Raw genomic sequence first — 17,052 nt, 5'->3', positions numbered from 1 at the left:
GTTAATCTAAGCTCAATATCTTAGTAACTTAGAATCTCAGCATCTTAGAATCTTAAAAAAAATGACTTTCAAAGAACAAATACAACAAGGAATACCTTCTATACTACCACCAAAGCAGGCTTATGATCCAGCAATCAATCATGCTCCGAAAAGAAAAGAAATTCTTTCGGCAGAAGAAAAAAAGCTGGCGCTGAAAAATGCTTTGCGTTATTTTGATCCAAAACATCACGCCGAATTAATTCCTGAATTTTCAGAAGAATTAGAAACTTATGGCCGTATTTATATGTACCGTCTTCGTCCAGATTACAAAATGTACGCAAGACCAATTGACGAATATCCAGGAAAATCATTGCAAGCGAAAGCAATTATGCACATGATTCAGAACAATTTGGATTATGCTGTGGCGCAGCACCCTCATGAATTGATTACGTATGGCGGAAACGGTGCCGTTTTCCAAAACTGGGCACAATATTTATTGACAATGCAGTATTTGTCTGAAATGACAGACGAGCAGACTTTAACCATGTATTCAGGGCATCCAATGGGATTATTTCCTTCTCATAAAGAAGCGCCAAGAGTTGTGGTTACTAACGGAATGGTGATTCCGAATTACTCGAAACCTGACGATTGGGAAAAAATGAATGCATTGGGAGTTTCGCAATACGGACAAATGACAGCTGGAAGTTATATGTACATTGGCCCTCAAGGAATTGTACACGGAACGACAATTACGGTTTTAAATGGTTTTAGAAAAATAAAACAAAATCCTGAAGGAAGTTTATTTGTAACTTCTGGTCTTGGCGGGATGTCGGGTGCACAGCCAAAAGCAGGAAATATTGCAGGTTGCATTACGGTTTGTGCTGAGGTAAATCCGAAAATTACTAAAATCCGTCACGAACAAGGATGGATTAATGAAGTGGTAACTTCTACAGACGAATTGGTTGCCAGAGTAACTTTAGCGAAAGCGAATAAAGAAACCGTTTCCATTGCTTATTTAGGAAATGTCGTGGACGTTTGGGAGCGTTTTGATCAGGAAAACATCAAGATTGATTTAGGTTCAGACCAGACTTCACTTCATAATCCGTGGGCTGGAGGTTATTATCCGGTTGGAATTTCGTTTGAAGAAGCAAATGATTTGATGGCCAATAATCCAGAATTATTTAAAGAAAAAGTTCAGGAAACCTTACGCCGTCACGCAGATGCTATTAACAAACACACCGCAAAAGGAACTTACTTTTTTGATTACGGAAATGCCTTTTTATTAGAAGCTTCTCGCGCAGGAGCCGATGTAATGGCCGAAAATTATATCGATTTTAAATATCCTAGTTACGTTCAGGATATTATGGGACCAATGTGTTTTGATTATGGATTTGGTCCTTTCCGTTGGGTTTGTACTTCAGGGAAACCAGAAGATTTATTAAAAACAGATGCAATTGCTTGCGAAGTTTTGGAAAAAATGGCTGAAACCGCTCCAAATGAAATTCAGCAGCAAATGCAGGATAATATTAAATGGATTAAAGGCGCACAGGAAAATAAATTGGTTGTAGGTTCTCAAGCTCGTATTCTTTACGCAGATGCCGAAGGCCGAATCAAGATTGCAGAAGCTTTTAATCAGGCAATCGCAAAAGGTGAAATTGGCGCTGTCGTTTTAGGACGCGATCATCACGATGTTTCAGGAACCGATTCTCCTTATAGAGAGACTTCCAACATTTATGACGGATCTCGTTTTACGGCCGATATGGCAATTCATAATGTGATTGGTGACAGCTTTAGAGGAGCAACTTGGGTTTCTATACACAATGGCGGCGGCGTTGGCTGGGGCGAGGTTATAAACGGCGGATTTGGTATGGTTCTTGATGGTTCTACAGAAGCTTCAAAACGTTTAGCATCAATGCTTTTCTGGGATGTTAACAACGGAATTTCAAGAAGAAGCTGGGCTCGAAATGAAGGTGCTGTTTTTGCCATAAAAAGAGCCATGGAAGTTGAGCCTTTATTAAAAGTGACTTTACCCAATTTAGTCGACGAAAGTTTGCTTTAAAATAACGTAATGTCATCCTGAGCGTCCTGAGAATTTGGAGGTTTACAACAACGAAAGGGCTTCGACTCCGCTCAGCCTGACAGACTTAAAAAAGAACATTTAATTTTTGAATATATGAAAACACTAAAGTTAATTCCGTTTTTGTTACTGCTGATACTAACTTCTTGCAGTACTGTGACTGTTTATTCTGATTATGACAAAACTGTCGATTTTGCGCCTTATAAAACATACGCTTACTTTAAGCCCGGAATTGACAAGGTTGAAATATCAGACTTAGATAAAAGAAGAATTTTACGCGCTATTGATGATCAAATGCAGGCAAAAGGCTTTACCAAAAGCGACAATCCAGATTTACTGATCAATATTTTTACAAAATCAAGAGAGCAAGTAGATGTAAACCAATTTAGTGCTGGCTGGGGTTACGGCTGGGGCTGGGGTTGGAATCCTTATATGATGTATGGTGGTAACCAGACTACCGTGTCTACTTCTACTGAAGGGACTTTATACATTGATTTGATCGATGCTAAAAAGAAAGAAATGATCTGGCAAGGCGAAGGTGTTGGAACTTTGACAAGAAACATCGATAAAAAAGATGAAAAAATTGCTGAATTTGTAGGCAAAATTTTAGCTCAATATCCGCCAGTTAGAAAGTAGTATTCAGTTTTCAGTATTTAGTATTCAGTATTTTCAAAACCGCTGTTTATTACCTCGAAAAAAATAAGTACATTTGCTATTCAATCAGCCAAAAAAATGAAAAACTTTAACAACATTATTATCGCTATTATTAGCATTATTGCAATTGTGCAATAGTGGCGAGGTGTTATATAAGTTTGTAAAATATAATTTATAGAAACCTCCCAATTGGGAGGTTTTTTATTTTTAAGAAAGTTTAAAACAAATATTTTTTTTTGCCACAGATTTCACAGATTAAAAATCATATTAATCCTTTTAATCTGTGGCAAAAAAGTTAAAAACAAAACATGATGAGTTTATTTAACGAAGTACTTAATGCCCAAAAGCAGCTGGAAAATGTAGTTGCCGCTACTCCTCTAACCCAAAATTTGAATCTTTCAGACGAATTTGAATCTACTATTTTATTAAAAAGAGAAGATTTACAAATTGTTCGTTCGTATAAAATTCGGGGCGCTTACAATAAGATTTCTTCGTTAAATGAAAAAGAAAAAGCAAACGGAATTGTATGCGCCAGTGCCGGAAATCATGCTCAAGGTGTTGCTTATTCTTGCAATCTTTTAAAGATTCAAGGCAAAATTTATATGCCTAAAACAACTCCAAAACAAAAAGTAAAACAAGTTCAGCTATTCGGAAAATCGTTTGTTGAAATTGTTTTAACTGGAGATACTTTTGATGACGCTTATGCTTCTGCAACTGCTGATGCTATCAAAAATCATAAAACATTTATCCACCCTTTTGATGATGAAAAAGTAATTGCTGGACAGGGAACTGTAGGGTTAGAAATCTTAGAAAGCTGTAAAGAACCTATCGATTATGTTTTTGTTCCAATTGGTGGCGGCGGACTGGCTTCTGGTTTATCTGAGGTTTTCAAGCATTTAAGTCCGCATACCAAAATAATTGGAGTTGAACCAAAAGGCGCTCCTTCGATGAAAACTTCGATTGAAGAAAACAAAAATACGCCACTAAAAACAATTGACAAATTTGTAGACGGAGCTGCTGTAAAACAAGTTGGAGATAAAACTTTTGAAATCTGCCGTTATAATCTGGAAGATATAATTCTAGTTCCCGAAGGAAAAGTCTGCACTACAATCTTAAGATTGTATAATGAAGAAGCAATGGTTGTTGAACCAGCAGGAGCATTAACAATTGCAGCTTTAGATTTTTATGCAGCTAAAATTAAAGGAAAAAATGTAGTTTGTATTGTTAGCGGAAGCAATAATGACATTGAAAGAACTGCCGAAATAAAAGAGCGCTCTCTACTTTATGAAGGTTTGATGCATTATTTTATGATTCAGTTTCCACAGCGTCCAGGAGCTTTAAAAGAATTTGTCAATAATATTTTAGGCCCAGATGATGACATCACGTATTTCCAGTTTGCTAAGAAAAATAGTCGCGAAGTTGGTTCTGTTGTCGTTGGTTTAGAATTGAAAAACAAAAACGACATTATGCCTATTAAATTAAAAATGACCGAAAATGGTTTTGAGTTTCAATACCTGAATGATAATCAAGATTTATTTACGCAGTTAATTGGATAATCTTGTCTAAAATGATAAATGTCAGAAAACAAAAAAGAAGTTATCGTATTTTTGCATTTACTTTAAAACTAAAAAAATGACAGCTTTAAAAGATATTTCGACAATAGAAGACATTCAGCAAATGGTTAACAGCTTTTATGCGAATGTTCGAAAAGATGATTTAATTGGTCCGATATTTAATGATAAACTGCAAGATCGCTGGGAACCTCATCTGCAAAAAATGTACAATTTTTGGCAAACTATTTTATTTGATGTTCGCGCTTATTCTGGAACCCCATTTCCTCCTCATAAACAGTTACCAGTTGACAAAACGCACTTTGACCGTTGGATCGCCATTTTTAATTCGACAATCGATTCGCAATTTGCAGGACCAATAACCGAAGAAGCCAAAATGCGCGCTACGAATATGGCTTTTATGTTTAGCCATAAAATTGAGTATTTTAGAAATGCAGAAAATGAAATGAGAAATGCAATAAAAAAATCTTAAAAAATTTCCTTCAATTAAAAAGCAGAACTTTATATTTGATAAAATGAATTAAACCCAAATCTATATTCTTTTATTTATGAAAAAAGTTATTTTCTTTATTGCAATTTGTTTCTCATTTTTAAACCAATTATCAGCACAAACACCAGCTTCTAATTTATACAAAGGAACTGTCGACGGAAAAACCCCGATTACACTTTACATTCAGACATCAGAAAATCAATGTAATGCCGATTTAAGCTATGCGGCAATGTATCGCTACAATAAATCAAAAAATTGGATTCAAATTTATCCTACTCAAAACAAAAAGAAAGAAAATGAGTTTGTTATGGTTGAACACAATTTCAGTGGTGTTTTAATCTTACAGAAAAGCGGAAATACTTTCACCGGTTTATGGATTAGCCCTGATGCTAAAAAACAATTGAAAGTAGAGGTAAAAGAAACTCCAATGACCAAAAAAGAGATTGAAAACTATCAACAAACGATGGAAAGAGTAAGTTTTGATAATAACGACTGCTAAAATCGCATTTATTACAGTTCTTTAAAAATCTACAAAAATGCAATAAAAGTCAATTTCGAATAAAAATTTTATGATTGATGATAAAAAATCGAGTCTTAAATTCGTAATTTTACATTTTAATCGACAACGTTTTCGAAATGAATCCAAATATTGAAACCAATCCGTTATTAGAGAGATTGCCGAAACATTTACAGCAATTTATTAAACCTCAAGATTATAGTGATTACACTCCTATCAATCAAGCGGTTTGGCGATATGTTATGCGCAAAAATGTAGATTATCTTTCTAAAGTTGCGCATCATTCTTATCTAGAAGGTTTGCGTAAAACAGGAATCGAAATTGATTCTATTCCGAGCATGTACGGCATGAACCGAATTCTAAGTGAAATTGGATGGGCTGCGGTTGCAGTTGATGGCTTTATTCCGCCAAATGCTTTTATGGAATTTCAAGCTTATAATGTTTTGGTTATTGCTTCAGACATTAGACAATTAGAACATATTGAATATACTCCTGCTCCAGACATCATTCACGAAGGTGCAGGTCACGCTCCTATTATTGCCAATCCAGAATATGCCGAATATTTAAGACGTTTTGGCGAAATTGGCTGTAAAGCGATTTCTTCTCATAAAGATTATCAAATGTATGAAGCGATTCGTCTGCTTTCTATTTTAAAAGAAGCAGAAGATACGCCACAAGAAAAAATCGATGAGGCCGAAAAAGCGGTTGCCGATTTGCAAAACAACATGGGCGAATTATCTGAAATGGCTCAAATTCGAAACCTGCACTGGTGGACCGTTGAATACGGTTTGATTGGAACGGTTGAAAATCCAAAAATTTATGGTGCGGGATTACTTTCTTCTATTGGAGAAAGCGCTTGGTGCATGACTGATAATGTGAAGAAAATTCCGTATGATATTTCTGCAGCCAATCAGAATTTTGATATTACTCAATTGCAACCTCAGCTATATGTAACGCCAAATTTCTCTTATTTGAGTTTGATTTTGGAAGAATTTGCAAATAAAATGGCTTTACGAACTGGAGGTTTGTCGGGTATCCAGAAACTGATTCAATCGAATGCTTTAGGAACAATAGAATTAAGTACAGGTTTACAAATTTCTGGAGTTTTTACCAATGTAATTGAAGAAGAAGGAAAACCAGTTTACATTCAGACTACTGGAAAAACAGCTCTTTCTTACCGCGAAAAAGAATTAGTTGGTCACGGAACTTTAACGCATCCGCATGGATTTGGAAGTCCGATCGGGAAACTAAAAGGTTTTAATCTGGCGATTGAAGATATGAGTCCGAAAGATTTACAGGCTTACAGTATTGTAGAAAACGAAACTGTAAAACTGGAATTTGAAGGCAATATTATTGTGGAGGGCGAAATCATTACAGGTTCTAGGAACTTACATGGAGAAATCATTCTAATTAGTTTTAAAAATTGTACCGTTACTCATGGAGAAACTATTTTGTTTCAGCCTGAATGGGGCAATTATGATATGGCAATTGGTAAAAAAGTGATTTCTGCATTCTCTGGCCCAGCCGATGTGAATAGTTTTGATTTAATTAATATTGTTCCTTCAACAAAAACAATTAAAGCGAAACATACTGAGGAACGTGATGAATTGGAAGTTTTATATGCTACAGTTAGAAACATAAGAAATAATAATGACTCTAAATCGGAATTGAAATCGGTTTTTGAAAAAGTCAAAAGTAATCATTCAAATGACTGGCTGTTAAATATCGAAATTGCCGAGCTTTTGAAAGATTCAGATGAGAAACAGCTTTTGCAAGAAGTTTTGGTATATCTGGATCAATTGAAAGAAAGACGTCCCGAAATTGCGCATTTAATTTCTGGTGGATTGGATTTGATTTTTGATCGTTCTATTGCTTGATTTGCCACAAAGGCACGAAGGCGCGAAGGTTTTATTCTTAATTTTTTAATCTCGCAAAGACGCAGAGTCGCAAAGTTTTTTACTTTTTAAAAGCTTACTAAGTTTCTTTTATTAGATTAAAAGATAGAATTATATATTAAATTGCCTCCTGCTTTAGATGGAGGAAAATAAAGCCTTTTTCAATTTCTTGATGAATACCTCCAGCTAAAGCAGGAGGCAATTCAAAAAATCATTTAATCCTTTAATCTGTGGCAAAAATTCTTTGCGGCTCTGCGTATTTGCGAGATTCTTTTTTACAACTTTGAATTCAAATCCTGAGTCAACTCCGTTTCCGATTCAATAGTTTTTCCATTGTATTGCAGTTTCCATCCCATTGAATTCGTCATGATTAAAATCTTAGACAATTCGCTTATTAATCGGTTTTGGGCGTTGGTTTTTAGGGTAGATTTTTCGATTTTCTTAGCCAGATTGGCTTTTACAGATTTGTTGATTTTATTGTAATCATCACCCGTAAAAGGATTCAGTTTACTTTGTTCAACATCATAAAACTGAATATCTGGGTTTATGGTAATTTCTTCTTTTGGAATGTTTAAAATCGTAATGGTTTTGTTTTTCTCATCAATATCATATTTCATCTGATGCAGATCGTAAGCGACTGTAACATTTGCATTAACCACAATAAGTGCTTTTTTCTCAAAAGAAATCATGTCCATCAAATATTTCTGCTGATTTTTATAGGTAATGACTTCTGAAAAATGCCCTTCTGTAACAACCAATTTCCCAACGTTAAGAATCTGCTGCTGAATTAAATTAGTATTGTACTGAATATCTGAATCGTCTTCTTTTTTGAACTGGCAATATTTAAACCCCAGAACAATTATTAAAACAATAACTCCAACACCTATAATTCTTTTAATCAAGTTTTGCATTCTTCTAAAATATTTTAGACCAATTTACTCCTTTTTTTAATTTTTTTGCCACGAAATTGTTTCTTTTTCTGCCACGAATTCACGAATTTTCGCTAATGTCATTATCTATAAATTTTTCCATTTCACAAATTTAATTTGTGAAATTCAATTATAAGTATCCGCATAGATTAGCGAAAATTCGTGAATTCGTGGCGAAAAAAATGGCAAAAAACTTAGAAAGGATATCCAATAGCGATATTCAAAATCAGGTTATCTTTTCTCCACGAACTGCTTCCAAAATTAATATTGTCAATTACCCATCTTTGTCCGTCTGGTAAAGCTGGATTTCTAAGCGGAATGGCTAAATCTGTTCTTAAAACTAAAAACGATAAATCGAAACGCAAACCTGCTCCTGCCCCAATGGCAATTTCTTTCATAAAATCTTTTGAGATTTCTGCGCCCGGTTTGTTCGGGTCAGCATGCAACAACCAAATGTTTCCGGCATCTAAAAATACTGCTCCTCTTACAATACTGAAAAGCTTTGCTCGATATTCGGTGTTGAATTCCAGTTTTAAATCGGCTGATTGATCTGGCGTATAATTATCATTTGTGTTTGGCGGAATCACATAACTTCCTGGCCCTAAAGTTCTCGCTCTAAAAGCTCTAATACTATTCGTTCCTCCTACTACAAACTGTTTAGATGCTGGAAGCGTTCTCGAATTTCCGTAGGCAAATCCAGCTCCAACAATCAATCTGCTGGCTAATTCGCTTTCCTTTCCGAGTTTTAAATAATGCCTGAAATCGGATCTGATTTTTACATATTGGCTAAACGGAACATCAAAGATTTTTATCGTATCATTTTTCTTAATATTGGCTCCAGTAATCGCTCCTGTTAGATTTCCAGCCAAATCTAATTCACCATTAAAATAGATGGTATTCTTTTTACGTTTTTGCATTGTATTGGTATACGTATAATTGTACGTTGGGCCAAAAATCAATTGTTTTTCAATTACTTTTCCTAGTGCTGGATCAGTTTTAATGTCTTCCAAATATTCTGGTGTGACATGATTCGGACTTACATATGTAACATCAATAACATTCAGTTGATGTTCTTTGCGAATGTTCTCTTTCCACATATATCCAAAAGAAGTGTTGAAAGAGTTTAAAGCATAAAGTTGTGTTCTTTTTTGGTATTCGTAACGTAGCGTTGCCTTAGTTCTAGGCACATATTCGCTATTTCCTTCAATATTAAAAGGCGTTATAAATCTAGGCCAGGTCAAACTGACTTCACCTCCGAGTTTATAAATATTCTTTCCTTTGTTTGTCCCACCAAGCTGAAAATCGGCTCCTCCAAAAATCGAAGCGGTAAACAATTCTGCACCGCGCAAAAAGTTTCTGTTGTTCCAGTTTAAATTTAATTCTGTACCGGTATAACTCGCAGAATTGGTTTTCCCGATAACTTCTACACGAATAAATTTTTTAGGCAAAAGCGTTAGAAAGTAGTAGGAATCTAACGCATTCGGAATAGAATCCGACGGTTTAAATTCGTTCTTTACAAAACTAAATGTTCCCAGATTAACAAATCTGTTTAAAGTCAAATTATGATCTTTTCGATTGTAAACATCTCCTTTTTTGAAATAAATCGTTCGATCGTAAATTCTTGGTTTGAAAGTTTCTGTCGTATCAATTATCGTGAGATCTTTATATTGTGTCATGTTTCTTTTTCGATAAACCGCACTATCATTCGTTAGAGAATAATTGGGATACACAAAAATCTTATCAATTTTATAAGTGGTTAAAGCTTTTACTGGCGTATCGTCTTTTATAACCAATCTAATTCTTACTTCGTGATCTCCTTTGCTGCTGTCTACTTTGGCCAAAATATAATCTGGATTAAAGTAGAAATAGCCTTTCTCTTTCAGTCTTGCATCGATTCTTTCTCTTTCTGCTTTAATAACATCCAAATCATAAGGCGCACCCACTTTAAGCAAACTTCTTCTGCTGCTTTTTGCAATAATCTTTGACATTTTTAAAGAATCGTCTGGAAATATCACGCTCTTTATAATGTATTGCTGTCTTGGCGTAACGATATACTCTGCCGTAACTCTTTTGTTTCGAACAGTCGAATCGGCGCTTACACGGGTTTTAAAATAGCCTCTGTTTTCAGTAAAATTTCGAAGGACAGAAGCATTATAATCTAAATCTACCTGACTGAAAAGTACTGGCGGTTCTCCGACTTTATTTCTCAACCAATATCTTGTTCCTTTATCTTTTTTAGGTTCGCCAGCAAGATTATATATTAATAATTTTGGACGCAAGCCAAAGATTTGCTTGTTTGGTTTTGGACGCAACAAACCCTCGAGTTCCTTTTCTAGTGCTTTTCGATTTTTCTTTTTCATAATCGAATCTTTTATGGTCACGGAACCTCCTGTATAAAGCAAATCTCCCTCTGGAAGGTATTTTGTATTACTGCATCCTACAACAAAAAATAAGAAAAGCAGTGCAATACACTTTATATAAAATGGGTTTATATGATTATGTTTTCTGCTCATTTCCTTCAATTATTTTTTCGTCTTCGTTCTCCTGCAATTTTTCCTTTTCCTTCTGTTCTTTCTTTTTCTGTTTTTCTTTTTCCTTACGGACTTTATCTTCTTTTATCAATTCCTTCTCTTTTTCTGTACGATGGAAAAGTTCTCTAAATATATTGTAACTCATCGTGATAACAAAAGCAACACCAGTTTCAATTACCTGACCTTCTACAGCAACCTGATATTGGTTTTTACGATACGCACGAATCATATAACGACCATCTTTTGTCAATTGATAATCTAATGCAACATCGCCCGCAATGTTGGTTGTTTCTTCGTTGGCACGTTCCTGTCCTTCTACTCCAAAACTGCTTCCAACAGTAACTTTCAAACGATCATCTAGTAATTTTTTAGAAACTTCGACATTCAAATCGGTTCTGTTTTGCATGGTTCCTGTTGTGTAATCTTCTGTCGATTCTAAGTCAAAATTCACTTCAAAACCTGTAATAAGATCTCCTGCCAGATTATTTAATTGCTGCGAAAGAATTTTACTTACACTTTGTCTAGCAAAAGATTCTGCATTTGTGCCGCCGCTTTCGCTAGAAAACGGATTTTCGCCCACAAATCGGTTTAACAATAAAAGTGCAAAAACCTGTTTATTCAATTCCGCTGGATCTTGCTCTAATTGTTTCAGTTTTGTTTGTGTCATATCTACAACATCCGTAGAAACATTATAATTTCCTTCAGGGAGTACGATTCCAAACGAGATTTCTGGTTTCAACAATTCTCCATTCATTTTCAATAAAGTCTGAAAAGGAAGTTTTTGTTTATAGGTATTTTGAACCGATGGAGGTAGATTTGTCAACTGACTTCCTAATAAATCAATTGGTGCTGTGTTTACTTTATAAATGGCTGTAATATTTAAAGTTGCCATTGTTGGCTCACCATTCCAAGTGATAAAACTTCCTTGCTGAATATCGAACTTTCTTTTTATTCCGTTGAAATTCATCTGATAAGAACCGTCTGAGAATTCATATTTTCCAGTCAAAGTTGTTTTTCCAGATTGATCAATTCCTCCCACTAATTCTGCTTCACCTTTCAAATTCAGATAATCTCCATTCGATTTATCAATCAAAAGCGTCAATTCTGCTTCTTTATCAATCGAAATAGCAACATTCACATCCATTCCTTTCAATTCCGATTGATTCAGTTTATTCTTCATATCAACCGTTTGTTTGAGATAGGCATTATCTTCATCAACAAATTCTACAATTCCTTCTCGATCTGCAATAGACGGATCAGACTGAGGCATTACCACTGTAAATTTGGTTTCTTTGTTAATTTTAAGCGTTCCATCTACAATTGGACTATCCAAATTTCCTTTGATGTTTAGTTTTGTATCTAAAAACAAATCGCCATAAAACAAATCGTTGTCTTTTGCTTTTGAATGAATTGCTCTAAAATCGTCTGCTTCAACTAGCAAATTGAAATTGTATTTTACAAAATCTGGAGACTGAATGGTTCCGTTTAGGTACAATTCGTTGTCATTTTCGTCGAAAAGAGAGAATTTATCAAATGAGATCGTTTCATTGCTAAAAGTGATTTTCTCATTTTTAGTTTTAAAGTATGAATTGAGCTGTGTCACTCTAAAACCAGCATCATTAAAAATCAATTCGCCATTAATTTTTGGAGCAGAAGTGTTTCCTGTAAGCTTAAAATTTCCTGATAAAAATCCTTGACCTTCAGTAATATTCCCCATGCTAAAACCTTGAACACTTTTGATATTTAACTTATTAATAGCCACATCAAAATCAAAATTTCCAGTATCCATTAAATAATCTCCTGTCAGCTTCAAATCATTTCCTTCGTCGCTTAAAGCTACATTTGCAGCAAGTGTATTTGCCGTTTTATTGTCAACTTTTATTTCCAGATCGCCGACTTTTGAACCTTTAAAAGTAAAATCATCAATTTTTAAGTCAGAAGTAAAAGTTGGGTTTGTCATCACATTTTCAACCAATGCATTTCCGTTTATCAACCCTTGCATCAGCAATTCGTCTTTTTTGACCATATTCATAATGGTTTCAATTTTGAAATTCACAAAATCGACTTGCAACGGCGCATTGTCCTGTGTTCCTTGCGATTGAATTTTTAATTCATTTCCGTTATTATTCAAATTGAATTTATCGACATAAAGTCTTTTTTCTCCAAACTCAATCCTGTTTTCAGGATCTACATTCCATTTATCATAATTTAAAATAAAGTTTTCAGCGTCCAATTTTACAATGTTTTTTGAATCTTCAGCCTTAAATTCACCTGCAATAAAATATTGCTGTTTCTCATTGGCATCCTTTACTTCAAGAGTATAAGTCAAAATATTATTGTGCACATTTCCTGATAAACTTGTAAATGGAATCTTAAGCGAGCCGCTTTCAATTGTTGCTACAGAAATCGAGTATTCTAAAGCATTTTCTTTGGCTTCGATATTTATTTTTCCGTCCGAAATGGTATTTCCTCCGTAAACAATTCTTGGAATGGTTCCTTTTACATTCAAAGAATCTGTCTGATTATTGTAATTTCCTGTTATACTAAAAGGTTCTAAGCCCGTTAATTTTGGCAATAATTTTAAAAGCACAGGATCATTATCTACTTTCAAAGTAAAGGCTAATCTTTGTTCTTCTGATTCTGCGTTAACCTTTGGATTTTTAAGATCAATGTATTTTGATAATGATTTTTGAATCGAATTTGCCAGTGTCGTCAGTTTATATTTTCCTGTTACTTCGGCTTTTAAAAATTGAGACGAAATTTTAATCGAATTGCTGTCTTTGTCTGCAAAAGCCAAAACACGAATTGAATCTAAAACAATTGGCTCGGCATCTTGTAAAATCTGAATGTTGGAAAGAAATACTTTGCCGTTCAGAAAATCTGGATTACTGTTGGTAATATCAGCATCAACATTTCCGCGAAGTTTCATCGGACCCGCATGAAGATTTAACTTTTCTAAATCAGCAATATCCAGATTTAGTTTCAGTTTTACGGTTGGATATTTCTCTTTTGTATCGCCTGAAGCTGTTAAATTGAAATTCAAATTAGGATCTTCCATTCCTGATTTTACAGCAAAAGAACCGTTTTCGATATTTCCTTTCAGCGTTAAATCTTTATAGGTATATCTGTTAAAAACTGCTTTCTGAACAATTCCATCTACAAAAGCATTTGCCGTCTTCGGATCTAAACCGTTTCCTTTTACTTTCGCTTTAAGCGTAATTTTTCCGATGGAATCGTTTTTTATTAATCGTCCCAAATCGAATTCCTGCAAAGAAACGTTTGCATCATATTTTTCTCTTTTCTTAATGCGCTGATCGAATAACGCATCAACTTTTGCATTTCCGAAACTGCTGTTTAAAGCCAGATTCGTTTTAAAATTTTGAACTGAACCTTTAAATTTTCCCTGCAAACTTAACTGCGACGGAAGTTGGATATTTTTCGGAATTGTTCCCGCAGGTACAAACAGGTTAATGTCTTTTGAAGTACTCGAAATCTTCTTGATATTCAAATCATAATACGCTTTTTGAGCATCCGGAAGCCCAGCGATTTTCCCAGAAAGCGAAACTTTTGTCGTTCCTATTCCGCTCATTTCAAATTTCGAAATAGTCAAATCTTTTACTTTTCCGCTCACGCGACTGTCTACGTACAAAATCGCATTTGGATTGCTTTTAAACGGATTTGTTTTCTGCAAATCTGGAACAAACAAGAGAATGTCTTTAAACCCAATTTTTGATTGTTTTAAATTAGCATCAATTGCTAGATTTCCTAAATCTTTCTGGAGCGATTCAAGTGATTTATATTGCGCCTTAACTTTATCTTGAACAAGAGTTTGTGGCGTTTTTAAATATAAATTCTCTAAAGAAGCATTTTTTGGACCGTAAAAGAAATCGGTTTTGAAAGCCTGAATCTGCAAACCGCTTTTTTCGTTAACAGTCAATGTTTTAATATTTCCAGAAATGGTATCATTTCCATAATATAATTTCTCGGCTTTAAAATTAAATCTACTCAAATCAAGATGCGCATAATCCAATCCTTTTATTTTAGGTTTGGATTGCATATCATCAAATTTGAAAGCAATATTTTCTAAATCTGTTTTGTTCAATTTTACTTTCCAACCTGCTTGTTTTATCGCTGTAGTATCTAAATCGGGTGCATCAATTTGCTTGTCTTGTGCTCCCAAGCGCAGATTTCCGCTTAGATTTTTTACTTCGAAAGTATCAAAATCCAAAAACTGTTTGTTTAGATCGATTTCGTTTACAGCTAAATTTAAGTTTCCTAAACGAATGCCAGAATTTAGTTTTGAATCTTTATTATCGTATAAAATATCGATTTTAGACAACGTTATTTTATCTAAAGCCAATTTAAAATCTGGACGCTTCGAAATTGTATCAACCGTTTTTACTGAAACCTCAGCAATTTTTTCGACTACATCCTGATCTAAAACCACCTTCAATCCGTTTAAATTGATTCTCGGAATATTAAAATCCATCTGATCCAAATCAAATTTTTTGAATTTGGTATCAAAATGAGTCAGGTTTACACGAATGTCATTTTTAGCGAAATCATCCTTAAAATTAAATTTAACCTGATCAAGGTTTACTTTTACAACCGAAATTTTAAAGGGCTTTGCATTAGGATCTTCAACTTTTGGTTCTTTTGATTCGAATGCTTTGATGATATAATCGAAATTGAAGACTCCTTGTTTGTTTCTAGAAATATTGGCTTTTACATTTTCAAGCGAAACCGAATTGATTTCGAGTTCACTGCTAACGAGTTTAAAAAGGTCGACATCAACTTCTAATCGATTACCTGCCAACAAAGTATCTTTTTTTTGATCTTCAAAATAAAAACCTTCCAGAACTACGTCTTTGGGGAATTTTATCGAAATATGATCTAAGGAAACTTTAGTTTTTATCTTGCCCTGAAGATAGTTTATCGCTTTATCCTTAACGAAATTTTGAACCGAAGGAACTTGAATTAAAATGATCAGAAGTAATAAAAGTGCAACTACAGAAACCACGCACCACATAAGGATACGAAGTGTTTTTTTAAGAAAATAAACAGGTTTCTTATTCATACCTCAATAAAAACGGATTAGATTAAAATTGCTTCTGAAAAAAGCAGAGCTACACATTTTACAAAAATGTAAAATTTAAACCTTAACAATTTACACAATTATGAGGAATTATTCTAAAATTTTATTGTTGTTTTTGCCACGAAGGCGCGAAGACGCAAAGTTTTGAGTTATTTTTTTGCCACAGATTACACGAATTAACAGAGATTAAAAAAAACTGCATTATTTTGAAAAATACTTAAAATCTTTTTAATCAGTGGCTAAAAAACAGTTAGTGTGGAGCATTTTTTGCTTTCTAAACTGTTGGTTTTAATCAATCTCTGCGATTAGAATTTAATATGTGGTAATTTTTCTCCTAATTGATTTATTTTCTGCTGGAGTTTAACCAAGAATTTTTGATGCTGTTCAGATTCTGGATTAAAGCTTCTGTGGCGAAGACTTTTCTGGATTTCATCAACTTCCTGCATTGTTGTCAAACTTTCGTGAGAAATGTAGTTTTCGCTGAAAAGCTTCCAAATATAATCGAGCGCAATTTGATTGGGATGCAGCATATCTTCATTATAAAAACGATAGTCGCGAAGTTCGTCCATCATGATTTCATATGAAGGAAAGTATTCAGTGTTCCGTTTTAAGTGTTCAGTCTTCAACACAAAATGCAACGCTGTAAATAAATGAGACTTACTTAATTGATTTTCTACGAAACCATCTTTAATATGTCGCACCGGAGAAATCGTAAAAATGAAATTGATGCTTGGATTTAAAGATTGAATTAAATTGATTGTATTTTGAATGCTTTTCTGAATCACTTCAACCGATAATAATTCTTTTGAAAATTGTTTTTGAGGCACTTTATGGCAATTGGCTACAATTTCATCTTTTTCAAGATTTCTATAAATCCATGAAGTTCCAAATGTGATGATAATATGAGTGGCTTCTTTTAATTGTTTGTTCGTTTCTAAAATTGCTTTGTTTAAAGTTTCAAGCAATTCTTGTCGGTCGGCATTACTTAAATCAGAATGCACTTCAAAAGAATGCCAGCGTTCATTATGAAAGAAAATGTCTTTTTCTTCAAACCATTGTTCTTTACAAATTCGTTCAAATAATTTTTCTATAGAGACTGAATTAAATATAATTCCAAACGGATTGGTTTCATTCTGAAATTTAAAATAATCGAATTTCTCCGCCATATTCTCTGCAAAACAAGAACCAATAGAAAGTATTTTCGAATTATAATCGATTTTCGAATTACTTTTTGAAATGGGGATTTGTGTTCTGAATTGCATGGCTTAAACATTTTAAACAAATTTCGATTATTTTTAGCAATAAAAAAAGCCA

Annotated in this window: 10 protein-coding genes; 6 read left to right on the top strand and 4 right to left on the bottom strand. The window is 34.0% G+C overall.

The genetic code is table 11. The features are described 5' to 3' along the window. Positions 1-61: 61 nt before the first annotated feature. From ACFO3N_RS15425 to ACFO3N_RS15400, 6 genes are all read left to right on the top strand, one after another. Positions 62-2,038, top strand: a complete 1,977-nt coding sequence (locus ACFO3N_RS15425) for a urocanate hydratase (RefSeq protein WP_379799091.1) — start codon at positions 62-64, stop codon at positions 2,036-2,038. A gap of 114 nt (positions 2,039-2,152) precedes the next feature. Next, positions 2,153-2,692 carry a DUF4136 domain-containing protein gene (locus tag ACFO3N_RS15420; RefSeq protein ID WP_379799089.1) on the top strand — a complete coding sequence of 180 codons (540 nt, stop codon included), beginning with the start codon at positions 2,153-2,155 and terminating at the stop codon, positions 2,690-2,692. A 329-nt stretch (positions 2,693-3,021) separates the two neighbouring features. Further along, entirely contained in the window at positions 3,022-4,266 is a 1,245-nt protein-coding gene (gene ilvA / locus ACFO3N_RS15415; RefSeq protein WP_379799230.1) for a threonine ammonia-lyase IlvA, read from the top strand. Positions 4,267-4,342: 76 nt separating this feature from the next. Then, a complete protein-coding gene (locus tag ACFO3N_RS15410) occupies positions 4,343-4,753 on the top strand; it encodes a group III truncated hemoglobin (RefSeq protein ID WP_129746285.1) in 411 nt (136 codons plus the stop codon). Positions 4,754-4,829: 76 nt separating this feature from the next. Beyond that, positions 4,830-5,270, top strand: coding sequence for a hypothetical protein (locus ACFO3N_RS15405; RefSeq protein ID WP_095928724.1), 441 nt, complete (start codon positions 4,830-4,832; stop codon positions 5,268-5,270). Positions 5,271-5,407: 137 nt separating this feature from the next. Then, positions 5,408-7,165 carry an aromatic amino acid hydroxylase gene (locus ACFO3N_RS15400; protein WP_379799086.1) on the top strand — a complete coding sequence of 586 codons (1,758 nt, stop codon included), beginning with the start codon at positions 5,408-5,410 and terminating at the stop codon, positions 7,163-7,165. Positions 7,166-7,458: 293 nt separating this feature from the next. Here ACFO3N_RS15400 and ACFO3N_RS15395 read toward each other — a convergent pair whose 3' ends face one another. From ACFO3N_RS15395 to ACFO3N_RS15380, 4 genes are all read right to left on the bottom strand, one after another. Further along, positions 7,459-8,094: a DUF4230 domain-containing protein gene (locus tag ACFO3N_RS15395; protein ID WP_379799084.1), complete on the bottom strand. Its 636-nt coding sequence runs from the start codon at positions 8,092-8,094 to the stop codon at positions 7,459-7,461. 212 nt (positions 8,095-8,306) lie between these two features. Beyond that, the gene (gene tamL, locus ACFO3N_RS15390) at positions 8,307-10,625 is read right to left on the bottom strand and encodes a translocation and assembly module lipoprotein TamL (RefSeq protein ID WP_379799081.1); all 2,319 of its coding nucleotides are present in this window, start codon (positions 10,623-10,625) and stop codon (positions 8,307-8,309) included. Further along, complete coding sequence (locus tag ACFO3N_RS15385) at positions 10,609-15,720, bottom strand: translocation/assembly module TamB domain-containing protein (protein WP_379799079.1); 5,112 nt, start codon at positions 15,718-15,720, stop codon at positions 10,609-10,611. Before ACFO3N_RS15385 ends, tamL begins: the two co-directional genes overlap by 17 nt. A 323-nt stretch (positions 15,721-16,043) precedes the next feature. Then, positions 16,044-17,000 carry a GSCFA domain-containing protein gene (locus ACFO3N_RS15380; RefSeq protein WP_379799077.1) on the bottom strand — a complete coding sequence of 319 codons (957 nt, stop codon included), beginning with the start codon at positions 16,998-17,000 and terminating at the stop codon, positions 16,044-16,046. Between the last annotated feature and the right edge of the window lie 52 nt (positions 17,001-17,052).

Origin of the sequence: Flavobacterium chungangensis, from assembly GCF_042654045.1 — a bacterium.
GTDB classification, from domain to species: domain Bacteria; phylum Bacteroidota; class Bacteroidia; order Flavobacteriales; family Flavobacteriaceae; genus Flavobacterium; species Flavobacterium chungangensis.
This window is presented reverse-complemented; position numbering and strand designations above follow the sequence as displayed.